The organism is Flavobacterium hercynium (genome assembly GCF_002217285.1).
Classification (GTDB): domain Bacteria; phylum Bacteroidota; class Bacteroidia; order Flavobacteriales; family Flavobacteriaceae; genus Flavobacterium; species Flavobacterium hercynium.
On record NZ_MUGW01000009.1, the window covers coordinates 62,969 to 89,103 of the forward strand.

General features: G+C 34.1%; 21 protein-coding genes. 10 read left to right on the forward strand and 11 right to left on the reverse strand.

Features of this window, described 5'->3' with window-relative positions:
* Positions 1–17: 17 nt before the first annotated feature.
* From B0A66_RS04890 to dusB, 10 genes are all read left to right on the forward strand, one after another.
* Complete coding sequence (locus tag B0A66_RS04890) at positions 18–620, forward strand: porin family protein (protein ID WP_089048740.1); 603 nt, start codon at positions 18–20, stop codon at positions 618–620.
* The gene (locus tag B0A66_RS04895; RefSeq protein WP_089048741.1) at positions 620–1,297 is read left to right on the forward strand and encodes an outer membrane beta-barrel protein; all 678 of its coding nucleotides are present in this window, start codon (positions 620–622) and stop codon (positions 1,295–1,297) included. Before B0A66_RS04890 ends, B0A66_RS04895 begins: the two co-directional genes overlap by 1 nt.
* 5 nt (positions 1,298–1,302) lie before the next feature.
* Positions 1,303–1,674 carry a hotdog family protein gene (locus B0A66_RS04900; RefSeq protein WP_089048742.1) on the forward strand — a complete coding sequence of 124 codons (372 nt, stop codon included), beginning with the start codon at positions 1,303–1,305 and terminating at the stop codon, positions 1,672–1,674.
* A gap of 2 nt (positions 1,675–1,676) precedes the next feature.
* Complete coding sequence (locus B0A66_RS04905; protein WP_089048743.1) at positions 1,677–2,162, forward strand: hypothetical protein; 486 nt, start codon at positions 1,677–1,679, stop codon at positions 2,160–2,162.
* Positions 2,163–2,177: 15 nt separating this feature from the next.
* Positions 2,178–3,365: a DUF2062 domain-containing protein gene (locus B0A66_RS04910; protein WP_089048744.1), complete on the forward strand. Its 1,188-nt coding sequence runs from the start codon at positions 2,178–2,180 to the stop codon at positions 3,363–3,365.
* 148 nt (positions 3,366–3,513) lie between these two features.
* Positions 3,514–7,197, forward strand: a complete 3,684-nt coding sequence (locus B0A66_RS04915) for a 1-acyl-sn-glycerol-3-phosphate acyltransferase (protein WP_089048745.1) — start codon at positions 3,514–3,516, stop codon at positions 7,195–7,197.
* 253 nt (positions 7,198–7,450) lie between these two features.
* On the forward strand, positions 7,451–8,968 hold the full coding sequence (locus B0A66_RS04920; protein ID WP_089048746.1) for a phytoene desaturase family protein: 1,518 nt from the start codon (positions 7,451–7,453) through the stop codon (positions 8,966–8,968).
* 11 nt (positions 8,969–8,979) lie between these two features.
* Complete coding sequence (locus B0A66_RS04925) at positions 8,980–10,641, forward strand: C45 family autoproteolytic acyltransferase/hydolase (RefSeq protein WP_089048747.1); 1,662 nt, start codon at positions 8,980–8,982, stop codon at positions 10,639–10,641.
* A gap of 2 nt (positions 10,642–10,643) precedes the next feature.
* Positions 10,644–11,933, forward strand: coding sequence for a phenylacetate--CoA ligase family protein (locus tag B0A66_RS04930; RefSeq protein WP_089048801.1), 1,290 nt, complete (start codon positions 10,644–10,646; stop codon positions 11,931–11,933).
* 182 nt (positions 11,934–12,115) lie between these two features.
* Positions 12,116–13,108, forward strand: coding sequence for a tRNA dihydrouridine synthase DusB (dusB, locus tag B0A66_RS04935; protein WP_089048748.1), 993 nt, complete (start codon positions 12,116–12,118; stop codon positions 13,106–13,108).
* 245 nt (positions 13,109–13,353) lie between these two features.
* On the opposite strand, the gene B0A66_RS04940 is transcribed toward dusB, so the two are convergent.
* The 11 genes from B0A66_RS04940 to B0A66_RS04990 form a co-directional block, all read right to left on the reverse strand.
* Positions 13,354–13,773 carry a DUF5958 family protein gene (locus tag B0A66_RS04940; RefSeq protein WP_089048749.1) on the reverse strand — a complete coding sequence of 140 codons (420 nt, stop codon included), beginning with the start codon at positions 13,771–13,773 and terminating at the stop codon, positions 13,354–13,356.
* A gap of 39 nt (positions 13,774–13,812) precedes the next feature.
* Entirely contained in the window at positions 13,813–14,319 is a 507-nt protein-coding gene (locus B0A66_RS04945) for a hypothetical protein (RefSeq protein WP_123868205.1), read from the reverse strand.
* 70 nt (positions 14,320–14,389) lie between these two features.
* The gene (locus tag B0A66_RS04950; protein ID WP_123868206.1) at positions 14,390–14,935 is read right to left on the reverse strand and encodes a hypothetical protein; all 546 of its coding nucleotides are present in this window, start codon (positions 14,933–14,935) and stop codon (positions 14,390–14,392) included.
* Positions 14,936–15,070: 135 nt separating this feature from the next.
* Positions 15,071–15,619 (reverse strand): hypothetical protein, encoded by a 549-nt coding sequence (locus tag B0A66_RS04955; RefSeq protein WP_244283388.1) that lies wholly within the window; start codon positions 15,617–15,619, stop codon positions 15,071–15,073.
* Positions 15,620–15,708: 89 nt separating this feature from the next.
* A complete protein-coding gene (locus B0A66_RS04960) occupies positions 15,709–16,251 on the reverse strand; it encodes a hypothetical protein (protein ID WP_123868207.1) in 543 nt (180 codons plus the stop codon).
* A 159-nt stretch (positions 16,252–16,410) separates the two neighbouring features.
* Positions 16,411–16,926 (reverse strand): hypothetical protein, encoded by a 516-nt coding sequence (locus B0A66_RS04965; protein WP_089048753.1) that lies wholly within the window; start codon positions 16,924–16,926, stop codon positions 16,411–16,413.
* A gap of 52 nt (positions 16,927–16,978) precedes the next feature.
* Positions 16,979–17,509 carry a hypothetical protein gene (locus B0A66_RS04970; RefSeq protein WP_123868208.1) on the reverse strand — a complete coding sequence of 177 codons (531 nt, stop codon included), beginning with the start codon at positions 17,507–17,509 and terminating at the stop codon, positions 16,979–16,981.
* Between the two features lie 7 nt (positions 17,510–17,516).
* Positions 17,517–17,921 carry a hypothetical protein gene (locus tag B0A66_RS04975; RefSeq protein ID WP_089048755.1) on the reverse strand — a complete coding sequence of 135 codons (405 nt, stop codon included), beginning with the start codon at positions 17,919–17,921 and terminating at the stop codon, positions 17,517–17,519.
* 4 nt (positions 17,922–17,925) lie between these two features.
* On the reverse strand, positions 17,926–23,949 hold the full coding sequence (locus tag B0A66_RS04980) for an RHS repeat domain-containing protein (RefSeq protein ID WP_089048756.1): 6,024 nt from the start codon (positions 23,947–23,949) through the stop codon (positions 17,926–17,928).
* A gap of 7 nt (positions 23,950–23,956) precedes the next feature.
* Entirely contained in the window at positions 23,957–24,442 is a 486-nt protein-coding gene (locus tag B0A66_RS04985) for a T9SS type A sorting domain-containing protein (protein ID WP_089048757.1), read from the reverse strand.
* Between the two features lie 242 nt (positions 24,443–24,684).
* Positions 24,685–26,112 (reverse strand): MATE family efflux transporter, encoded by a 1,428-nt coding sequence (locus B0A66_RS04990; protein WP_089048758.1) that lies wholly within the window; start codon positions 26,110–26,112, stop codon positions 24,685–24,687.
* Between the last annotated feature and the right edge of the window lie 23 nt (positions 26,113–26,135).

Here is a 26,135-nt window from a genome sequence, read left to right on the forward strand (position 1 = left end):
ATTAAACTAATCATAAGATGAAAAAATTAAGCTTACTTGCATTAGTCCTTTTTATTGGTGTTGCAAAATTACAAGCACAGGTTACGGTGAGTCCGGGACTTAAAGGTGGTATAAACATTTCAGATCTGGAAAATTTTGAATCCGGAAAACAAAAAACAGATTTCTATGCCGGTGGATTTATTGCCATAAAATTTAATCAAACACTAACGCTTCAACCTGAATTAATTTATAGTAGACAAGGTGCAGAAGTTCGGGATTATGCTCCGCAATCTAATATACCAAGAAGAGTAGATTACAACATAAATTATCTGGCTGTTGGTGCTGTTGTTAAATATCATTTTAACGGAAAAGGATTTCATATTTTGGCCGGACCATCTTTGGATATCAGAATAGATGATAATTTTCCTAATTACGAATATAAAACCGCAGCAGCTGATTTGAGTGTTACAGGGGGTTTAGGGTATTCATTGCCAAATGGGATTACATTTGAAGCCCGATTTAAGCAAGGATTAGTTGATATTTACGGATACGAAGGTCTTGATTATAATTATGATTCTAATGAAATTATTTTGAACAGAGTAATTCAGCTTGGGATTAATTATACTTTTAAATTAAAATAATGAAAAAAAAGAATTTTGCAATTGTTATCATAATTGCCCTGTTAGCAATAACAAATCTACAAGCACAAGTAACTTTTAAACCAGGAATTAATGCCGGATTAAATATAGCAACCTTAACAAATTCAGAATTAAATGCTAAGGCAGATTTTTATATTGGAGCTTTTGGAGCCATAAAATTTTCAAAGTTTTACACTTTGCAACCTGAGATAACTTATTCAAGACAGGGAGGAAAAGGAAACGTTGTAATGGAAACAGACGATTACAATTATCCTGTAGACCGCCCTTTAAGTGATCCATCTCTGATTAATCCTGATTTTATAGTGCAACGTATGGGAAATGTAAATGTTTCTTTACAATATATCTCATCACTTACTATAAACAAATTTCATTTTAATGAAAAATTTTATGTATTGGTGGGACCTTTTTTAGATATTCTAATTACTGACAATATTAAGGTTAGTCCTGAAAAATATAAAAAGCGTTATACTAAAGATGCTGATGTTGATTTGGGAATTGTTGGAGGATTAGGGTATAGTTTAAATAAAAATATTGCATTTGAAACTAGAGTAAAAAAAGGTGTAGTCGGTGCTTTAATTAATCAAAATGATTACAGCGGTTCAGGCCGAAATAATTTAGTTTACCAATTTGGAATTGCATACACTTTCAGTAAAAAATAAACATTATGGTGTTAAAAAATTTTTATACAATTCTCTCAGAGGAAAAAACAGGAGATGCTAAATATAATATTCGTATATTAGTTAATGCGAATCACGAGGTTTTTAAAGGTCATTTTCCAGGAAACCCAATTATGCCGGGAGTTTGCATGATTCAGATTATCAAAGAACTAACTGAAAAAATTACAGAAAGCACTTTGATGATTCAGACGCTTGCGAATGTAAAATTCATGGCACTTATAAATCCTGAAGTTTCACCGGAATTGCGTTTAGAACTTGACATAACAACCACAGAAGATGATTTGATTAAGGTGAAAAACACCACTTATTTTAACGATACCGTTGCGCTAAAATTGAGCAATGCGTATAAAAAAATATAATTATGAAATTACTACTGTCAATATTTGTTTGGATTAATTTTCTTGCTGCGCCGGAATTGTCTGCCATAAGAAAAATGTATGCTGATGTCTCTAAATCAGAGGCTAATGCCAAAGAATTTTTAGATAAACTAGCGGGTGTATCTGCTGTAGACGAAAACATTTTAGTAGCCTACAAAGCCGCTTCTATTTTATTGGATTCTAAATTCGAAGACAAATTGAAAAATAAAATGGCACGTTTTAAGGAAGGTGCACAATTATTGGAATCGACTGTAAAAAAAGAACCTAACAACATCGAAATCAGAATGATTCGATTGAGTATTCAGGAAAATGTACCTGGAATTACCGGATACAAAAAAAATATTAAAGAAGACAGACAGTTTATTACCGCACATTATGGTGAACAAAATGCTGCTTTAAAAGAATATCTAAAAAACTTTGTTTTGCAATCTAAAAGTTTCTCCGATAAAGAGAAACAATTTGTAAAGTAGGCAAAAAATCCCCCCATGAACCTTTCTTTACCAGAGCAAGAACTATTAAATTCAGCACGTTTTTGTGTTATTGTACCCACGTACAACAATCACAAAACCTTGAAAAAAGTATTGGATTCTATTTTAGAATTCACTCCCAATCTTATTATCGTAAATGATGGCTCAACTGATGATACAACTGAAATATTAAAACAATATTCGCAGTACACACAAATTCATCATCCAAAAAATATCGGAAAAGGCAGAGCATTGCGAAATGGATTTAGAAAAGCTATCGAACTTGACTTTGAATATGCCATTACGATCGATTCTGATGGACAGCATTTTGCATCTGACATTCCCGCTTTTATAGCCGAAATTCAAAACGATCCCAATTCGCTTCTAATCGGAAGCCGAAACATGACGCAGGAAAATGTGCCAAAGAAGAGTAGTTTCGGGAATAAATTTTCGAACTTCTGGTTTTGGTTTGAAACCGGCATTCGTCTGGAAGATACACAATCCGGTTTTCGATTGTATCCTTTGCAATTGATTCCTAAACGATTTTACACCAACAAATTCGAATTTGAAATTGAAGTGATTGTACGATCTGCATGGAAAGGAATTACAGTAAAAAACATTCCAATTCAGATCTTGTATGATCCGGCAGAACGAGTTTCGCATTTTCGTCCATTTAAGGATTTTACCCGCATCAGTATTTTAAACACTGTTTTGGTAATCAATGCATTACTATACATTAAACCTAGGGATTTTTTCAGAAGAGCAAAAAAAAAAGGTTTTAAAAAATTCTTTCTCGAAGATATCTTAGAAAGTTCTGATTCTAATTTCAAAAAATCAGCAGCCATTGCTTTGGGTGTTTTCATTGGAATTTCTCCTTTTTGGGGTTTTCAAACCGTCTTGCTTTTTACTTTTGCTGCTTTATTCAGGCTCAACAAAGTCATTGCGTATCTGGCTTCAAATGTGAGTTTTCCGCCTTTCATTCCTTTAATCATTTATGGTTCTTTGAAGATGGGAAGCTTTTTTGTTTCAGCTGATGCTCCACTGGTTTTAGACAGCTCACTTACACTAGATGATATTCAAAAAAATGCAACACAATATATAGTCGGAAGTCTTACTTTAGCAACTGTTTCAGCTTTATTAATTGGTCTTTTAAGTTATTTACTTTTAACGGCTTTTAGTACTAAGAATAAAACGAATGTTATGTAATGTTTTGGCACGACCGATAGTTATCGGGATAAAAAGAAATTTAGACTTGTTTATTCAACACAAATTTCACTAATTAGCACAAATTAATTCGTGAATTTCTTCGCCTACTCTTAATAACTAGAGTCATTGCGAAAAATAATAAAATAATATGCATCACTACTTTTACGCTATTCACTTATTTGTAAACCGCAGAAAATCTTTGTCGGTTGTATTGGCGATTTTGATGCTTTTAGTGTTTGGCTTTTTTGCTTCTCAAATTAAGTTTGAAGAAGATATTACAAAACTTATTCCAACAAACGACAAATCTGATGTTACTGCAAAAGTGCTAAAACAGCTCAATTTTGCCGATAAAATTACCGTGATTTTTAAACTGAAAAAAAACGGTACGCCTGAAGATTTAAAAGAAATGGCAACTGCATTTTCAGACAGCGTTGCGCAATCCTGCAAACCTTATGTAAACGGAATTCAGGGAAAAGTTGACGAAGAAAACATTCAGGAAACCATCGATTTTGTTTACAACAATTTACCGCTGTTTCTGGATCATGATGATTATGCTGCTATTGAGAATAAGCTTCAAAAAGACAGTATTGCAGCAACGGTTCAGGGCAATTACAAATCGATTGTATCGCCGTCAGGATTTATTACCAAAGATTTTATTCTTCAAGATCCGCTTGGTATTTCGTTTATAGCGCTGAAAAAACTACAGCAATTAAATGTTGGTGACGATTTTACGCTAGACAATGGTTTTGTAATGACCAAGGACAAAAAGAAACTATTGCTTTTTATTACCTCTAATCTGCCTTCAAGCGAGACCGAAAAAAATACATTGTTTGCAGCAAAACTACAATCGATTCAGGATAATCTAAATCAGAAATTTAAAACCAAAACGTCTATCAGTTATTTTGGTTCTGCTTTGATAGCCGTTGCCAATGCCAACCAGATTAAAAGCGATATCATTTTAACGACAACAATAGCAATGGTTACGCTTATGTTGATTTTGATTCTGTTTTATCGAAAAATATTAATTCCTGTAATCATTTTTATTCCAACCGTTTTTGGGGCGTTGTTTGCTGTCGCATTTTTATATTTTATAAAAGAGCAAATCTCTGCTATTTCCCTTGGAATTGGTTCTATTTTACTCGGAATCACGATTGATTATTCGCTACACATTCTTACCCATTACAAGCACAACAGCGACGTAAAAACATTGTACAAAGACATTACCATGCCCGTTATAATGAGCAGCTCTACAACAGCGGTTGCGTTTTTATGTTTGCTTTTTGTAAAATCAGATGCGCTAAACGATTTGGGTATTTTTGCTGCTGTTATTGTAATGGCTTCGGCAATTTTTTCACTTTTGATTGTTCCTCATTTATACAAACCAAAAGAAAATAATTTTGAACACAAGAAAAATGCTATCGACAAGTTGGCACATTTCTCGTTTCATAACAATAAATTCTTAATCGGTTTTTGTGTTCTGATTACGATTGTTTGCTTTTTCACTTACAACAATGTAGGCTTCAATAATGATCTTTCACAATTGAACTTTATTCCAAACGAAATTAAAGCTGCTGAAAAAGATCTGGAAGAAAGCACGAGTTTAACTTCTAAAACCATATACGTTGCTTCGTACGGAAATAGTATGGAGGAAGTACTTCAAAACAACACCAAACTTTTTGCTGATTTAACGGCAGAAAAGCAGACAAACAAAATACTGAATTTTAGTTCTGTAGGTGGCATTATGCTTTCGCAAGCAGCACAGAAACAAAAAATTGAACAATGGAATTCGTTTTGGGATGCTCATAAAAAACAGCTTTTACAATCGCAGTTAATTAGCGAAGGGACTAAACTAGGATTTAAACCTTCTACTTACACTGCTTTTTACGAGCATTTAAATTTTGATTTTAAACCTATCACTGCTGCCGATTATCTAAAAATTCAGGCTTTACAATTACACGAATTTGTAACCGAAAAAAATGGGTTTTACACGATTTCGACTTTAGTAAAAGTAACACCTCAGCAACGTGACGGTTTTGTAAAAGCAGCTTTAACAAAAGAGAATGTTATTGCCATTGACCGTCAGCAAATGAATGAAACCTTTTTCAGCACTCTAAAGACCGATTTCAATTCGCTTGTTAATTATTCCTTTATTGCCGTAATTCTTATTTTGTTTTTCTTTTTTAGAAGAATCGAATTGGTAATCGTTAGTTGCATTCCGATTGCGCTTACGGGAATTGTAACAGCAGGAATAATGGGCATTTTTGGTATTCAGATGAATATATTTAGTATGATCGTTTGTACGCTTATTTTTGGTCATGGAGTCGATTTTAGCATTTTTATGACCAGCGCACTTCAGAAAGAATATACAACAGGGAAAAATGAAATTGCGATTTACAGAACCTCGATCATTCTGGCTGTTATTACGACTATTTTAGGAATTGGTGCTATGATTTTTGCACAACATCCTGCTTTAAGATCTATTTCATCTGTTTCGCTGATTGGAGTTTTTGCAGCCCTGATTATTACGTTTATTTTCTATCCGATTTTATTCAAATTATTCATCTCGAACAGATCTAAAAAAGGCAATCCACCTTTTGTACTGAGAACATTTTTACACGGAATAATTTCGTTTTTTTATTACGGAATGGGCGGGATTTTAATGTCGCTTTTCAGCATAATCATCATGCCGATTATCCCGATAAAAGAGAAAACAAAAATGAAAGCATTCCGCTATTTCATCTCTAAATTTATGAAATCGGTTTTGCATTCGGGCCCTTTTATGCGTTTGAAAGTGATTAACAAACATCATGAAAATTTCGAAAAACCAGCCATCGTTATTGCCAATCATTCTTCGTTTATCGATATTCTGGCTATGGGAATGCTGAGTCCGAAAATTATATTCTTGGTAAATGACTGGGTTTACAACTCTCCTATTTTTGGCGGTACGGTTCGAAAAGCAGGTTTTTATCCCGTTTCAGAAGGACTTGAAGGCGGCGTTGAGCATTTACGACAAAAAGTAAACGAAGGGTATTCGCTTATGATTTTTCCGGAAGGAACACGATCAGAGAGCAATCAGATTAAGCGTTTTCATAAAGGTGCTTTTTACCTGGCAGAAGAATTTAATTTAGACATTGTTCCTGTTCTGATTCATGGTGCTTCAGAGGCAATTCCAAAAGGCGACTTTGTGATTCATCATAGTTTTTTAACGGTTTCTATTCTGGAAAGAATTACGCCGGACAATCGTTCTTTTGGAGAAAATTATACCGAGAGAACAAAACTGCTGAGTACTTTTTTCAAAGCTGAATTCCATAAAGTTCGTCAGGAGTTAGAAGGCCCGGAATACTTTAAAAAAATGCTGGTGCACAGTTTTGATTACAAAGAAATTGAAATCGTAAAAGAGGTCAAAGCTAACTTAAACCAGAATTTAGAAATCTATCATCGATTGAACCAGTATATTTCGGCGAAAGCCAAAATTTTGCACTTATCCAAAGATCATGGAGAACTGGATGTGCTGTTAACTTTGCAGGAACCGCAGCGTAAAGTGTACTCTTTTAATAATGATAAAGAAAAACGAGCGATTGCCAAAACCAATTACTTTCTAAAAAAACGAAAAATTACGTACCTCGAAAATATTGAAACGACACTGGAAAATCAATTCGACGTTGTTTTAATTTCTGACGAGTACCACAATATACCATTAGAGAAAATCGTTTCTACTACTACTTCTTCGATTATTTTGCTGAATAATCCGGATTTAAAAAACACTTTGATTAATTTTGGTTTTGAATGCATTGTTGAAGAAAAAGCTATAATCGTTTTAAAGAAAAAATAAACAATAAAAAAGCGTTTAGTAGCTACAGTTTACACATAATTTTAAAATCAACATAAATTTCACGAATTGATACGAATCAAATTTTTGAAATCAATTACAGAAACCAAAATTTACCTAAATAGATTGGTGAAAATTGGTGAAATTCGTGTTCAATTCTGAACGCTATAATTTTGTATCCAGACGATAGCGCCTAACAGTAATTTGTTTGGCATAACAAGTTAAATTTGACCAATAAAAAAAGTAAAATTTCCAAATGAAAGAGCATTACGACGTAGTTATTGTAGGCAGCGGCCTTGGCGGATTAGTCTCGGCAATTATCCTGGCTAAAGAAGGCTACAGTGTTTGCGTACTTGAAAAAAACAATCAATACGGCGGAAATTTACAAACTTTTGTACGTGATAAAACCATTTTTGACACCGGAATCCACTACATTGGAGGATTGGCAGAAGGTCAGAATTTGTATAAATACTTTAAATATCTTGGCATCATGGATCATTTAAATCTAAAAAAATTAGATGAAAATGGCTTTGATATTATTTCCTTTGAAGATGATCCTAACGAATATCCGCATGCTCAGGGATATGAGAATTTTGTACACCAATTAGAACAATTTTTTCCGGACGAAAAAGAAAATCTTCAGGAATATTGCGAAAAAATACGCTCGATTTGCACCTCGTTTCCGCTCTACAATTTAGAATGGGAAGGCAAATACGACAACTCAATTTTAGAGTTAAATGCTAAAACAATAATCGACGAAAGCACATCAAACGAAAAGCTTCAGGCCGTTTTAGCGGGAACCAACTTTTTGTATGCGGGAATTGCAGATAAGTCACCTTTTTATGTTCACGCCCTTTCTGTAAACTCCTATATTCAAAGCTCCTGGAGATGCATAAATGGCGGAAGTCAGATTACGAAACAGCTTTTAAAACAGCTCAAAAAACACGGCGGCGAGTTTTACAAATACAAAGACGTTACTCGTTTTAATGTCGAAAATAACAAAGTAACTTCTGTAGAAACAAAAGACGGAACAACTGTTTTTGGTTCGCATTTTATTTCAAATATCGATCCCAAAACAACTTTGAAACTGGCTGGTGAAGAAAACTTCAGAAAATCATTTTTCAGCAGAATTCAAAGTCTGGAAGGTGTTATTTCAGCCTTTAGCGTGTACATTGTTTTTAAGCCCGAAACTTTCAAATACATCAATCACAATCATTACCATTTCAAAAAAAGCAGTGAAGTCTGGACCGCTCATGATTATGACGAAAATTCATGGCCAAAAGCTTTTATGGCTTCTATGAATGCTTCCAAAAAACAAGAAGAATGGGCAGAAGGAATGACTTGCATTACCTACATGAAGTATGATGATGTCGCACCTTGGATGGATACGTTTAACACCACCGTTGAAGAAAATGATCGTGGCGAAAGTTACGAGGAGTTTAAAGAACGTAAAGTCGCTAAATTTTTAGAAGCAATTGAAGTTAAATTTCCGGGAATAAAAAACTGTATTCAGTCTATTCATAATTCGACACCTTTGTCGTATCGGGATTACATAGGCGGTCATAACGGAAATATGTACGGCTACGTCAAAGATTCCAGCAACCCAATGAAGACTTTGATTCCGTCAAAAACCAAACTCGACAATCTTTATCTTACCGGACAAAGCATCAACATGCATGGCGTTTTAGGTGTTACTATTGGCGCTGTTGTAACCTGTTCTGAAATTGTGGGTAAAGAATATCTGGTAACTAAAATCAATAAAGCATCTGAGTAAAAAAAAGAGGTATGAAGAATCGCATTACAACACTTTTCTTTATCGGTTTTATATTGATGCTGGTTTCTTGCGGAACCGCAAAATCAAAAAACCATTTACCCGACATTTCACAGTACAATGACGCCAAGCCTATTGTTACCAAACAATCCGACAGCAGTTTTAGCTCCGGCAAAAATACGCTGCTAAAAAACAAACAAGGTCTTTGGGAATTGTATGTCGAAGGCGATCCACTTGAGATTGGTCTTGCGACCGGCGCTTTGTCTGATTCACTTTTAAAAAAACAACAGCAAATATTTTTCTCCAGAATCGAAGATATTGTTCCTTCTAAATTTCAACAACGATTACTTCGGAATTTTTTAAAATGGTACAATCGAAAATTGTATCTAAATGTTCCAAACGAATATCAGGCAGAGATTTATGGTATTTCGCAATATTCTTCTAATAATTTCGACAATTTAGCCCCTAAATATCAGCGAAATTTATACCTGCATGCAGCACACGATATTGGTCACGCCTTGCAGGATCTGGCTTTGGTAGGTTGTTCTTCCTTTGCCGCTTGGGGAGAAAAATCAGAGGATGGGAATTTAATCCTCGGACGTAATTTTGACTTTTATGTAAATGATGCTTTCGCAGAAAATAAAATGGTTGCTTTCATAGATCCAAAAGAAGGATATCCGTTTATGATGGTTACCTGGCCCGGTATGGTTGGTGCTGTTTCCGGAATGAACAAAGAAGGTTTAACGGTAACGATAAACGCATCAAAATCAAAAATTCCACTTAGTGCCAAAACGCCTATTTCTATACTGACGCGTGAAATATTACAACACGCCAAAAATATTGACGAGGCTCTTGCAATCGCCAAAAAAAGAAAAGTCTTTGTTTCAGAATCCATAATGGTGGGAAGTGCGCAGGATAACAAAGCGGTTTTAATCGAGGTTTCTCCTGAAAAATGGGGTGTTTACGATGTGCCTAATACAAATCAATTACTGTGCTCAAATCATTTTCAGAGTGATGCACTCAAAAATGACGAACGTAACCAACTACAAATAACCAACAGCCACTCTCAATACCGTTACGAAAGAATGCAGGAACTCTTTAGCGAAAATCCTAAAATCAATCCTAAAATTGCATCAGAGATTCTAAGAAACAAAGAAGGTTTGCAAAACAAATGTTTGGGTTATGGCAACGAAAAAGCACTAAATCAATTAATGGCGCATCACGGCGTTATTTTTAAACCGAAACAAAAACTGGTTTGGGTTTCTTCTAATCCGTATCAATTGGGTGAATTCGTTTGCTACAATCTCGATTCTATTTTTAAGGAAAGAAAATCCGACCTTAAAACCTCGCTGGCGCAAAAAAATCTGAATATTCCTAAAGATCCGTTCTTAGAAACAACAACATTCAAAAACTATCAAAAATTTAAAATCGAAGACCGCAAAATAGATTTATATTTGAAAAATAAAACGGCAATTCCATTTGAATTTATTCAGAATTACCAATCTCTAAACCCCGATCATTGGGTGGTTTATTACAAAGCCGGATTGTATTTTTATCAAAAAAAATACTTTCAATTGGCACAAAACAATTTTGAAAAAGCATTAACAAAAGAAATTACAACTGTTCCTGACAAAGAAGCAATTGAAAAATATTTAAAAAAACTCAAAAGAAAATGAACATGATTCCAGCAATAGAAAAGGATTCTTTAGAACAAATTAAAAATTTTCAAGAGCAAAAACTTACCGAACTTTTACAATACATCAGTCAGCATTCTCCTTTTTACAAAAGACTTTTTGCAGGACAAAATATTGATATTTCAAAAATTAAAACCCTTGAAGATTTACAACATTTACCGCTTACGACCAAGGAAGATTTACAACAATACAACGACGATTTTTTATGCGTTCCGCAACATCAGATCATCGACTACGCTTCTACTTCCGGTACTTTGGGTGATCCTGTTACTTTTGGCTTAACCGATGCCGACTTAGACCGATTAGCGTATAATGAAGCCATTTCGTTTGCCTGCGCCGGAATTGCAGAAGGCGATGTGGTACAATTAATGACTACAATCGACAGAAAATTTATGGCAGGTCTGGCTTATTTCTTAGGGCTGCGAAAACTAAAAGTTGGCGTTATTCGCGTTGGTGCAGGAATACCGGAATTGCAATGGGATTCTATTCTAAAATACAAACCGTCGTATTTAATTACGGTTCCTTCTTTTTTACTAAAACTTATTGAGTACGCAGAAATGCACGGAATCGATTATAACAATTCGAGTATCAAAGGCGCTATTTGCATTGGGGAATCACTCCGAAATGTTGATCTTTCGATGAATACTTTATCTGAAAAAATTACCGAAAAGTGGAACATTAAATTATTCTCTACTTACGCTTCGACCGAAATGAGTACTGCCTTTACCGAATGTGAACATGGCGTTGGAGGTCATCATCATCCGGAATTAATTATTATCGAAGTGCTTGACGAAAATAATAATCCTGTAAAAAATGGCGAAGCCGGCGAATTGACTTTTACAACTCTAGGTATCGAAGCCATGCCATTATTGCGTTTTAAAACAGGCGATATTGTGCAATTACACACTGAACCTTGTGCTTGCGGAAGAAACTCCGTGCGCGTTGGTCCGGTTATTGGACGCAAAAAACAAATGATAAAATACAAAGGCACAACACTTTATCCACCAGCAATGAATGATGTTTTGAGTGGTTTTGATAATATCGAAAATCACATTATCGAAATTTCTACCAACGATTTAGGTACCGATGAAATCGTGATTAAAATTGCCGTAAAAAATCAAACCCCTGAATTTTTACAGGAAATCAAAGACCATTTCAGAGCCAAATTAAGAGTAACTCCAAGAATAGAATTTGCCTCAAAAGAAACTTTAAACCCTCTGGTTTTTAACCCAATGAACAGAAAACCAATTCGTTTTTTTGATTACAGGAGTTAGGAGCAAAGGGTTTGTGAGGGACAAAGCAACAAAGGGACAAAGGTTCAAAGTTTTTTAGCAGATTGTAAAGAAACCTTTGAACCTTTGTAACTCTGAACCTTAGAACCTTTACAAAAAAACCTTTGAACCTCAATTTGGTACAAATTGAACTAAATGTTGTAATTTTGCAAAAAATATTGAAGATGGTCAAGATTGGCAACATAGAATTACCTGAATTTCCTTTATTACTCGCACCTATGGAAGATGTGAGCGATCCGCCGTTTCGCAGATTATGCAAAACACACGGAGCCGATTTAATGTATTCTGAATTTATTTCGTCTGAAGGATTAATTCGTGATGCTATCAAAAGCCGAATGAAACTTGATATTTTTGATTACGAACGTCCTGTTGGAATTCAGATTTTTGGCGGAGATGAAGAAGCAATGGCACTTTCGTCTAAAATTGTTTCTGCTGTAAAACCTGATTTGGTTGACATTAATTACGGATGTCCGGTAAAAAAAGTAGTCTGCAAAGGTGCTGGTGCCGGTGTTCTTAAAGATGTTGATTTAATGGTTCGTTTAACCAAAGCGGTTATTCGTAGTACCGATTTGCCTGTAACAGTAAAAACACGTTTGGGCTGGGATGATAATTCTATCAATATCGATGAAGTGGCCGAAAGACTTCAGGACATTGGTGTTGCAGCGCTAACCATTCATGCCAGAACCCGCGCTCAAATGTACAAAGGTCATTCTGACTGGTCCCACATTGCGCGCGTAAAAAACAATCCCCGAATTACAATGCCTATTTTTGGAAATGGCGATATCGACAATCCTGAAAAAGCATTAAAATATAAAAATGAATACGGTATCGACGGTATCATGATTGGTCGTGCTGCAATTGGTTATCCGTGGATTTTCAATGAAATCAAGCATTATTTTAAAACAGGAGAACACTTACCTGCTCCAACGGTTATTGATCGTGTAGAGGCTGCCAGAAATCACTTAACGTGGTCTATGGAGTGGAAAGGCGAACGTCTGGGAATTGTAGAAATGCGTCGTCATTACACCAATTACTTCAAAGGGATTCACTCTTTCAAAGAATACAAACAAAAACTCGTAACAACCGATGATCCCGAAGGTCTTTTTGCTATCATGCAGGAAATCGAGCGCGTTTACGAAGGGTACGAATTTGTATAAAAATCAGTAGTTTTTTTAGGAGCTTTTTCCAGCCATACGCTTGTATCTTTTCCTTGCTAAAGAAGCAAGCAAAAGGATACCGCTGCTGTCTGGGCTAGGAAAATCGTTTTTTGATTACACCAGAACGGTTTGTTCTCAGGCAACGGGTTTTGTGTATTAATGCTTATCGTAAAGTGCTCTTAATAATGGTTGATTAGCACCAAGTCTGTCTTTTCGATATCTTTTAAATCAAAAATTTATACTACTTATTTGAGAATTTTTTCAACATTTTCTTCTTTTGATAAATCCCAATACCACCATTTATATCTATCTCCTTTTTCTGTTTCGAATCTTTTCCGATAAGCTATTTTAAATAAATTCAAGAGCAATATCAAAGATTTCTTGAGTTCATTATCGGGAAGATCTATTAACCTTTTCAGATTATGAGTTTTGACACCTTTTTTAATTATCACACATGGTGTAAATGTTCTTCTTAATTTACTGTTTTCAATCGCTGGTTCAATATCTTCATCTTGAACTCTGGATTGTAAAATAAAGAAAAGCAAATTATTCAAATACTCTTTCTGATCATCTAAGTTAAGCGAATCAAATAATAGTATCAAATCCTCAATATCTACAACATTCTGTCCATATTTATTAAGTAGGATTACTTGTTCTATATTCATTTTTCTAAATATCTAAAATTAAAGAATCATAATATGATTTCATTTACCAAAAACATCTTCATATCTCTTTTTTAAAAAGACTCTATTATGATTAAATATTTTAATCACTACTGTATCATTGTTTATTTTACCTTGACAAATTACTCTATCAAAATAGTTTGTTTTTCCTCCTGACGATGGATAAAATGACTGTATCTTTAAGGTATTTCCATCTAAAATAAATTTGCCTCCATAATATACCGAGCTTTTCTTATAGGAAATATTAAAATATTTTTTTGATCTGGATTCATATGTCCCATCATTATGAAAAATCATAATCCCTGGATTTTCTTTTTCTGATATTGAACTATTATATGGTAATAGTTGTAAATATAAACAGGTGGTATCAATTATTTTAGAATTTTCTAATGACATTTTTTGATTAAATGAAAATAAACCCGGATTCAAAATTCGTTCCTTATCTTCATCTTCCTTAATGTAATAATAGTTAAAACAGGATTCCATAGATAAGAAAATAATTAATACACATATAAGCCTTTTTACCATTTTGTAAATGTATTAGAAATTCTATACTGAAAGCATTAATAAGAAAATGTGAATGAAAAAATATTTAAAATTACCAATCTGGCTTATAAATTAAAAACTCTTTGGGAATCTTTCTTCTTACATACACATTTACATAAGAAGGATTTGTTAACTTCTTTTCAAAAAGAGTATCTCCTTTTACTTTTAAAATACTTGTTATAATTCCGTAATCTCTTTTAAAACTATAGCCAATGATCGTAAATAGATCTAATTTTATCACGTTCTCTTCACTGTAAATGATACCTCTTTGACCATTAAAATTAGGGGCTAAACTTGAAAATGTTATTTCATCAAAATCTTGAAACGAAAAATAATTAACACATCCATTTGAATAAAATCTATAATATCCTCGAACGGAACGATTTTGATATTCTTTTAAATTATTAATTTTTTCAAAGCTATTTTTTTTAGATTGATAACCAAACTCTTCTTTGTAAACAGTATTTGTATCAATTTGATTAAATAGTTCTGATTCAAAGAACATTTTATTTTTAAAAACTTTATTGTCAAGAGGAACATCTGTAATTTTGTTCTCTAAAGTTCTTGTTTTAGTACTACAAGAAATAAATATTACCAAGAAAAACAAGCTTATGAATTTTACCATGATGTAAATGTATTTGATGGTTTATATTGATAATAACTTTTTCAATGCCAAGATTGATTTTCGAAGACCCATTCATTTTATAAAAGCTTATATTCAAAATATTTAATTTTACCAATCAGGCTTCCAATTTTCTAAAACGATTTTAGGAACATATTTTTTAATATAAATATTTCCATATCCTCTCTTATCTTTTATTATAATCTTATCTCCTTTTATTTCTCCTTTTTTATTACTTAAATACAAGGAACAATCACCTATAGTAGATATACGAGTTTTAATAACGTTATCCTTAATATAATAGTAGCCCATTTTAGCTCTTTGAGGATCAAAAAAAGAACGTTCTAATTTTAAAGTGTCACTTTTAGGAATTATAAAAAGACCTAACTTCCCATTAGGATAAAATTTCAAATAACTAGTCGATGGATATACATTATCATCATTTTTCTCAAAATAACTGTATTCATTTGTGAGATAGTTAATATGAAAGCTACTCGTTAATTTGTATAATGCCAATGTGTCTATTTTTTCATATAATATTGGTTTTTCCAATTTTTTAATATCTCTTCTTGGAAGACCATATTCAGAAACTTTTCCATTGTAACAGCACCCTATTAAAAGCATTGTTGTAATTGTGTATAAAATAATTTTCCTTACCATGATGTAAATGTATTTGAAGTTTTAAATTCAGTATATCTTTACAATTTTAAGATTGGTTTTGAATTCTGCATCACGAATCATATGGTGAATTAAAGAAATCGATTTTCTCTGTTCGGTAAATTTTCATCACTTTCAAATTTGTATAGTTGATCTATTTGTTCTTCTTTATTCCTTCTGTAATCTTTTAATTTTGTTAAACGAAATGACTCGTTATTAATAATAACTCCTCTTAATTCGTATAAAAAATAATCATTGAAAGAATCTTTCTGTTCGTTCTTCATTTCTGCTTTGAAATATTGTACTACAATTGTATCATTTTTTATTGTAAACAGACCTTTGCCATCGATATCTCCATTCTTAATCTTGCAAGAACTAAACTTAACATCATCAAGTAATTTGAGCCTCGATTTATATTTGGATATTGAATTTAAAAATGAATTTTCATTATTATTAACTGATGTGCAATAATTTGCAGAATTTCCAAAATACATTCCGTCATTTATGATGTATCCATCTTTATACAAAAGCAATGTCATAATTCCTTTTGAATTGACATTTTCATTATTTGGTCTTGATAACTCGCAATAATAGAACCCATTTAATTTTAATGGTATAACTTGACTAGCAACCATTTTAGGATCTATTAAATCTTTTTTATTATGAATAACTGAATTACATGAAATTATCATGCACAATACTAAACCCCTTAAAAATTTTAACATGATGTCAATGTATTTAAAATTTCATATTGAGGACATCAATATAAAATGCAAACAAAAAAAATTATATAACTACCAATCTGGTTTAGTAATTAGAACATGATTAGGAACACTCTCTTTTATAAAAAATGATTTTATAGATGAATTTTCTACTCCTCTATAATTAAAAATTAAAGTATCTCCCTTTAAATTTAATGTTTGGCTTAAGAGTTCAGATGCATTGGCATTACTATTATAAAATTGAACAATAATGTTGCTTTGATTTAGTTGGTAATACCCCATATGACCTTTTTTAGCTTCTAAAACATACTCTCTTTTTAAATTTGCTGGAATATCATAAAATTCTGCAATTCTTCCATTTGAATAGAATTTATAATATCTTGGTTTTCCAGAACCACTTATATTTATTCTTTCATCTTTAACAAATCTATAAATGACATTTGTATCAATTATAGCATAAGCTCTATTGTCTGTGTTTGGAATGATAGTAAACCTTGATAAACCAACTCTATAATGTCCATATTCATTATACCTGATACATGAACTAAAACATAAAATTGTAAAAATTGAGGTTAAAAATTTTACCATGATGTAAATATATTAGATGCTTTAAATTAAGAATAACCTACTTGTAACCCTATCAATCTTGTTTAATCGCGTTGGCAGGAATTTTGTCTTTAAACATTTCTTTATAGCGTTCGAAATCTTCCGTTGAAGTAATAGGATAATTTAAAAGTATAAAGCTATTTTTAGGATTTGTCTTTTCGTAAATCACTAAATATAATATGCTTAAATCAGGTTTATCTTGTGGAATTTTAACATAATAATTTTCTCCATAAGAATTAACAAAATATTGTTCATCAACTGAATAAATATATTTTATCGAATTCCCTATATCTCCCTTACCTTTTAAATTTGTAATGTTGTATGTCTCTATATTTCCTGTTGTTAAGGAAAAATTATTCTTCAATACTGTAACTTGTTCATCTTGTTCTTTCTTTGACAAAATACTTGCTATTAATCCTAGGATTATTATGGATAATAAAAACTTAAGTTGAATATCAATTGTTTTAAAGTTTTTTATTAAATAAAAACTAATTAGCAATATAATAATTCCGAAAATTAATGTAATCATTTTTGTATGATCACCCAGATTAAAAAGTTCTTTCATAAACATTTTAAAATTTGATCTTAAAGTTTTTACTTCCTTTCACAAAAGCCTTAAAATCTTCATTACTGTTAATTGGGTAATCCCCTAATAATAAACTTTTTTGAGGATCGTTTTTATTATAAGCAACAACAAACTTATCATTAACGTTGGGTGAGTAAGGTAGTTTATAATGTAGCATATCATAATTATTTATATAACGAATATTGTTTACTTTATATGAATAAGAAATGGAACTTTTTCCTGCATTATAACCTATTGTTCCTCTATTAAAATAAGCTTCAACATTACCAATTGCGAAATCATAATCTCCTAAAGAATTTTCTGCATTACGCTTATTTATCTTATTCGTTAGTAAAAGTACTACCAAACTAAAGACGAAAATTACAATGCTAATGTGATATTTTTTATCCATAATATTAACCTTTAAATTTATTTTGTGAAAAATTGTAATTATATTTTTTGGGAATCACTGTTCTTTGTGGTACAAAAACGCCAGTTGGAGGAATTACTACATTTTGAGGTAAACTTCTAATAGGAACTGATTTTAATTGTAATGACTCTAAAATAGGCTGTTTTTTTTGAAGAACTTCAACTGGTGCCTTCATTGCATTAGGTGCTTTCATTGCACCGTCTAAACCTCCTAAAATCGTCGCTGATACAATATTAACTGGATTAGTAGCAACTTTAAGGCCTTCATTTAAATCATGTGTTATAATTGATGTTGTTAAAAAGCCTGATACCATACCTCCAAATGTATTATTTATTGCACCCGTCAAAATTGAGCTATTAAAATTGAACATACCATTTGGAAAAATTAAATCCATCCCCTTTCCTATACCCATTGTTAAATATCCATTTATAACACCTGATGCTGTATTTTCTAAGGTAGTTGTAAAATCACTACCATTAATTAATGAATTACTAAAATTTTGAAATCCTGCACCCATTACTACTCCATATGGACCTCCATAAACTGTAAGCGCCCCTGCAGCAGCTCCGGTGCCTGTATATCCAATAAATTTACCCCAATTTATATTAGAAAATTTTCCCGTATTTCCGGTTATATCTCCCCAGTTTTGATAGACGTTTACAGCGGCACTAACCACAATTATAGCTGCAGCTACAGACACAAAAACAAACTCCCCACTAGCATCCGTATACTTCAAAGGATTGTTCCAGCAATAACCATAACGGTTAAAGTTTTGTGTATTAAACGGATCCTGCACAAAATTATCTGGCTGTATAAACCTATGCAATTGAGGATCGTAAATACGTCCGTTCATGTTGATAAGCGCGACACTTTGCAGGTGTTCGTGACCTGTATAACCTCTGTCTAAAACGGTTAATCCAGTGAGTGTTTTGCCGTTTCCGTCCTGCACTTGGGCGATAGCACCCCAGGCATCAAACAATCGTTTTTCTATAAGCACTCCCCAACTGTCTGTTATCGAGACGATAGAACCCTGATAATCGCGTTGCAGATATAAAAACGTCTCTTTTCTGCCATCGCTTTTGAGAGCTAAGGGAGCTGTGTACCCGTCTCCGCCTATGTAGGTAACAAACTCAAAAGTATTGGTTACGGTATTGTGTTTAATTTCCATACTACCGTCTGCCGAGTAGTATTTTCTGTAGGTTCGTTCTTCTTTATCGTCCTGCAAACCACCGTAAAACATAGTGGTACGGTTGTGATCGTCATTGTAGTCAAAGCTTATTTTGTCTATTTTGTCTTCCTGTATTTCTACAGGTCTTTTAAAGGTGTTATAGCTTATTTTTTGCAGCGGTCTTTTCAGGTAATGCTCCAGCATTTCGGTTCGAACCAAAATGGAGTCATTCTGATAGGGTTTTGCTTTTACAGTGTAGCTGTATTTTCCCAAGCTGTTTTCTGTAATTCTGCCCTGATCGTCGTAGTGTTGTTTTTCACGTTCACCCTTAGCATTCGTAAATTCTGTTAAGCGATCCAGTGTATCGTACTGAAAATTTTCAGCACTGTTAAACAAGCTATTGGTACGGCTCAGCAGGTTGCCTCTTTTGTTGTCAAAAACAGTTTGCAGTGTTACAATATTTTTCGAAGTTGCCGCTACATCGTATTTAATCTCAGAGGCCAATCCAAAGCTATCGTAGTTATTCGTTACCGTTGTTCCTCCGCTTTGGGCTTGAGTGAGCTGTCCTCTTGGGTTTACCTCATTGGTCTGCCATAAAATAATATTAGTTGCATTATCTTTTATTTGCCAGAGCGCTCCGTTTTTATAGGTGTTTTTTATGGTTTTTACACTTGCATTTCCACCGGAAAATGCGGTAGAAGTTTCGGTATTCACACGTCCGAAATTATCATAGTTAATCTCTTTGGTAAATACAGCATAAGGTGTTACTTCCTGTGTTTTTATTATTCTTTTTACCACATCATATGCAATGCTGTTTAGAATGGTATTGCTTCCGTTGGTTAAATCCTCAAACTTACTGCTTAGCAATAATTTAGATCTGGTGTCGTACGTATAGGTTGTTTTAGAATTCGTATTATTACCGGAAATCGTTTTTTGTACCAGTTTACCCACCGGATCTAAGGTATAAGTTGTCGTACCGTGAGGCGTTGTTTCGGCTATAGTTTCTCCAAACGCGTTATACTCATAGGTATACGTACCCGCAGACGAGTCTGTTAGTTTGGTTTTTCTGCCCCAGCCATCTTGCGAAATCGTAGTTTTTACACCTGCATACTCTGATTCCTTCAAATTACCATTGGCAAAATACGTGTAACTGATTGTTCCTCCCGGAGTATCTGTCATCGTAACCACATTGCCTATGGCGTTTTTGGTTGAAGACTTCGATTTTGTACCATCATTTACTGTGGTCGTTAATCCTGAATACGTAATATCTGTAACTTTTCCTGTAAAAGAGATATGCTGACTTACTCTGCCGTAACTATCGTATTTGGTTTCATTCCACTGCGTAGCACCCGAGCCAAAATAAGGTTCGCTTACTTTATAATTTCGGTCGTGAATATCATAAGCATAATCAACATAAGAAAATTTTCCCATGATGTTTTTGCTTCCTGCTTTTATCTTTCTTCCTAATTCATCAAAGGTTTCTTCGCTTACACTGCCATCGTCTGCCGTACTGGTAATAATCGTGTGCTGTCCGTTTCGGGCATAATCGTATTGATTCTTTTTGCCCAAATAATCAGTAGTCTTTGTTTTTTTAAACCACGTATCATACTCATAAGAGGTGTTTAAAAGGTAAGGGCTGGTTTCAGACTGTAACATACCATGCACATCGTATGCAAACGATGTTGATAAGCCTTCAACGTCAATACTTCTTGTTAAGAAACGTCCCGATAAATCATATTCATAACGGGTAACTCTTGGCGGAAGCCCGGAAGCTGTAATGGTTTTTCGCGTAATATTACCAAAGGCATCATAGGTATTGTCTTCTGTTATATGCTCTGTATTGTGCCCTTTTTTCCTGATTTGAGTCAATAAATTATTTTGGTATACATACTCTTCTTCTGAGGTCATTACGTCTCCGGATATGGTTACGCTTTGCTTTTTACCGGAAGGTCTTCCTACTACATAAGGTGAGGAAGCAGCAGCTTCGTAACTCACTTCTGAAACAGTGGTTTGCACGGTAGTTCCGGACTCTTGTAAAACAGTAACAGATCGCAGCGGATTACTGTTGGCATCAAAGGACGTTATAGCCGTTTCGGTGGTGGTGTCATCCAGTGCATTAAATTCTGAAGTTCTTATGTTTTGCAGTCTAAATACTTTATTAGGCAAAAGTTCAGCATGGTAAGATATGTTCGATTTCGTAATAAAATCGCTAGGTATCGGGGTCGAAAGAACATGCAAACCCAATACGGTGAAGTTTTGCGTATTGGCTCCTCTTAAGGTTATATCATTTCTTTTGATAGTAGAAATAATATCGGAGTGTTTTTCAAACCAGTTGGTACTGGATGTTGTTCGAAATCCCAAAAATCCTAAACCAATAGTATTGGTAACTGCACCGCTGTAAAAAAACAGTTGACTCTTTTTGGCGGAAGCACTTTCCTTTTCGATCTTAGTCACAATTTTAATGTTTGGAGCAACAGTAATATCGATATTCGGATAGGTTTCTACCTCAGGCGTTGGAACATAAACGGGTTCGTAAGGATCTTCCTGTAGCGAATGATACGTGATGGTTTCTTTAACCCCATTTCCGGTAGTAATATTTTTGATGAGCATCTCGGTATTAAAATCATACTGAGAATCAAAAGTGTACAACTGATTGTTGCTGATAGCTCCCACAGCAAAATACTGATTGTTCGTTTTAGGTGATAAAAATACAGGGATTGCAAAGCTTTTGAGTGTAGTCTGAACGCCTGTATCATATTCGATAGCACTGTTGAACGCTGCACCATTATTTCCAAAAACATTTATTAAAATTCGCCCTACCTTCGAAGCGTTAGTATAAAATGATCTGAGTTGTACAATATCTGTTTTACCGTCACCATTTATATCCAAAGGAATTAGCGTACAGCCAGTAGTACCTTGCTTATCTGATGTGTTACCCCAATTGACAAGCCCACCGTAATTTTGTACCGTTTTTTCGAATCCATATCCGTTTGATGTAAATTTAAAATAGTCTGTCGCATATACGCCAGCGGCTTTTGGCAGAATAAATTCCATTTTACCATCGCCACTATAATCTCCCGGTAATATGGGCTGGTCTACATTAATATCAGTATCAGTGGTTTTCCATAAAAGCTGTAGCTGGTTAGCATCATCTAAAGTATAGACTGATACGCTGCCTTTTTTAAAATGCAGAATATTAGTTTTACCGTCACCGTTCGCATCAAAAGTTTCGATTTTGTCTTTACTGGGTAATAATCCGCCGTTACGAACATATTCAGATAACGTACCTGTTTCGTTCCAGAAATTTGTTTTTTGTCCCGAATGTAAGTCTATAAAGTATACTTTACCAGTAGAATAATATTTTGTAAGTTTTGTAGCAGAACTGTAATGTGCTATTTCCTTATCTACCGCTATTACATCGGTTATGCCATCACCGTTAAAATCGCCGCTATAGTATTTTTTTTCCTGAGCTCTATCCTGATTTTTTTTCAAAATTTCACTATAAAAATTTCTAACGGGAAATGTAACTTGCTTTGTTGCATACACGCCAAATCCATGTGGAGATTTAATGTAGGTATTAAAATTTACAGCTTTCGTATTTACTGCATTCTGAACAGTTGTTATTCCCTGAAAAGGAAACATCTTGCCTTGTCTGCTAAGAAAATTTGAAGTGAAAATTTCCTGAAATAAACCACAGGAAACCGTCTCCGGAGTCACTCTTGAAGTTTTAGTTAAATTATTAAAAACTCTAAATTCTTTCTTTGCGTTACTTCCTGTTAGGGGATAGAGCACAAAATCCATCTTGGCATCTCCGTCAAAATCTCCGGCTATTGTTGCTGAATTCAGAGCATTTATTTCTCCCATCGGAAGGGTTGATACCGAAGAAATGGGCGCTATTTTTTGCTTACTGCCATAGTATTCAAAGACTGTTGGATTGTAACTTTTAGAATGATCACCGTTGCTTTCTGTAATAGACAATAGTTGTTTGTATCCTAAAGAATTAGTTGTTGCCTGATGCTGCAGAGTATAATTTCTGTACCCAACACCGGAACTTAAAATAGCAATACTGTTTAGTATTTTGGTTCTTGTGATATTACGTCCGCCAACATACGCTTCTTCTTTTCTGCCTATTGGTACATAATTAAACCTGATTTCATTGAGTGGTGCAGTACTGCCAAGTGATCCGTATTTTATTGCTGTTATATCTAATGTACTGTTCGTCAAAGAATATTCATAACTAAGTCGGACTCCTTGCGGATTTTCCCAAAACAAGATGGCCCACTCCATAATAGAACCGGGACCTCCTATAGTACCATAGTATCCTTTTGAGCCGTCGGGATATTCAACAATAAAATGAGAAGGCCCAAATTTTTTGCCAGCCGGATGAACTCCAAATGAGGTAATTTTAAGTTTTGAAAAACTCTCTGTTTCATAAACAGTTGCCATACTTCCGTAAGAACCTCCTGTTCCATATTTTACGATTAAGCGCTGCCCGTCAAGTGCAAAACGATCTAATCTGTCAAAATCTACAGGATCATTTTGTCCGTCATGAAATTTTGTAGCGGCAATGCGGGTGATGCTGGATACTCCTGCAATATTCCAGCGATATCCGGCATTGCCATTACCGCCTTGACTGTTATAAACCAAACTGATCTGGGGAACTATGCCATTAATCCCTGGAGGAACCGCAATGGGCACAGCATACGTTGCTGCTCCGGATAACGAAACAGTGAGTGCACCTTCGGTAATACCAACCTCTGTAGAAGAACCTGTTGGACTTGTTTGTGCTGTAATGAATAAATGTAAAAGTAATAAGGTGGTTGTAAAGTAAAGTTTCTTCATGCGTAATCTACTGCTTCATAATTTTAATCGTTCTCTCATCTCCATTTCTATATGAAATCAAAACAATGTAAACCCCTGCGGGATATTCCCTAAACGGAAGTGTGAGACTGTTTGCTTCTTTATCTACCGGTTGCTTTTTTACCGACTGACCGGATAATGAATAAACAGTAACTGTCGTTACATAATTCCCTTCAGACATTTCTCTCCATTCAATGAATAATTCTTCTTTTAAAGGGTTAGGATAGTATGAAATCGCTGCATCCTGAAAAGGGGTCTCTACAATGCTTTCTTCAATTTTTTCCTCTTTCTTAGGTTCCTCAGTTTCCTCAACTTCTTCACTATCCTTTGGATTCTCTTCGTTTTCAGGTGGACAATTGATACATATTAAAGTTCTGCTGGTTTGGTTTCCTGCAACATCGTACTGTAAGGCAATCTTATTTTGAGCATTTGTAAACGTCGTGATGAGTAAAAAAACAAGTAAATATTTCTTCATAAAATGAGATATGTGTGTTCGAACACAAAAATAAGTTTTAATTTACAAGCTCCTACAAGCCTAAATGTTAAAAACCTTATTTTTACAAAAAAAGCGAGATTCACATCTCGCTTTCTGTTTTTTTCGCTCTTAATACTGCCTCTAAGTACTGGTTATCAAAATCTTACGCCAAGTAAATCACATCTACTTAAAAAAAGTTAAAAGTCAACACATTTCAAAATCTAAAAGCTGAAATCAGCAATTTAAACCTGAATACGCTTCCATTTACCTCTTTTGTAAAAATAAATACTCGCCAGCGTTATTGCGGTTTCTGCTACGGGAATGGCAATAAAAACACCTTTTGGTCCCATATTCAATTGCATTGCTAAAACATACGCCAGCGGAATCTGAAACAGCCAAAAACCAAAGAAATTAATTCCCGTTGGTGTCCACGTATCGCCTGCTCCGTTAAAAGTATTAATCAACACCATTCCGATTCCATAGAAAATAAATCCTATGCTCATAATTTGCAATGCTTCAACAGCTATTACTTTTACAAGTTCGTCATTGGTAAAAAATGAAATTATATATTGACCAAAACCCAGCGTAATAACCATAATCACAGCCATGAAAATAACATTGTATTTTGCTGTCGTATACACCGATTTTTCAGCACGGTCAATTTGTTTGGCCCCTAAATTTTGCCCTACTAAAGTAGCTGCAGCATTACTAAGTCCCCAAGCCGGAAGAATAAAAAACATCATAATTCTAAGCGCGGTCTGATATCCTGCAGAACCATGATCGCCTCCTGTATCGGCAACTAGTTTTGCAAGGAAAATCCAACTGCAGGACGCAATTACAAATTGCAAAACTCCTGGAGCTGCAATTTTTACCAATGCTTTTATCTGTGTAAAATCAGGAATAAAATACGATGCAATAATCCTTAAAGCTCCTTTGCCAAAAAACAAATGATACAGCTGATACAATACTCCAATACTTCTTCCTAAAGTTGTGGCAATTGCTGCTCCTGTTAATCCCATAGCCGGAATTGGTCCCAAACCGTTTATAAAAATGGGACAAAAGATAATATTACAAATATTGGCAATCCATAAACTTTTCATTGCAATGGCTGCATTTCCTGCTCCACGAAATATTCCGTTAATTAGAAATAATAACATAATGCATAAACTTCCGCCAATCATGATTTGCGTAAAATGATAACCATGTTCTGCTGCGTCTGCCGAAGCACCCATTAACATTAAAATTTCTTTGGCGTAAATAAAACCCAGAATGCTCATAATAGCATTTATTGCAAAAGCAATAATAATGGCCTGCATTCCGGCTTTTGCGGCTGCAACCGGATCTTTTTCTCCTATTCGTCGTGCTACAACAGCGGTTGCTGCCATACTCATTCCAATAGCAACGGAGTAAATAATTGTTAACACAGATTCCGTTAAGCCAACAGTTTGTATCGCAAAACTACTGTGTTCTAAATGCCCGACAAAATAGAGATCAACTAAAGCAAAAACCGATTCCATCATCATTTCCAGAACCATTGGAATGGCTAATAAAATAACTGCTTTTTTGATGCTGCCGGAAGTATAGTCAAAGGATTCATCGCCTTTGATGGCTAATTTTAATGTAGTGAAAATTTTAGAAAATAAACTTTTCTTTATAATTGTTTCTGTCATGATATGTTAGGATAAATAATAAA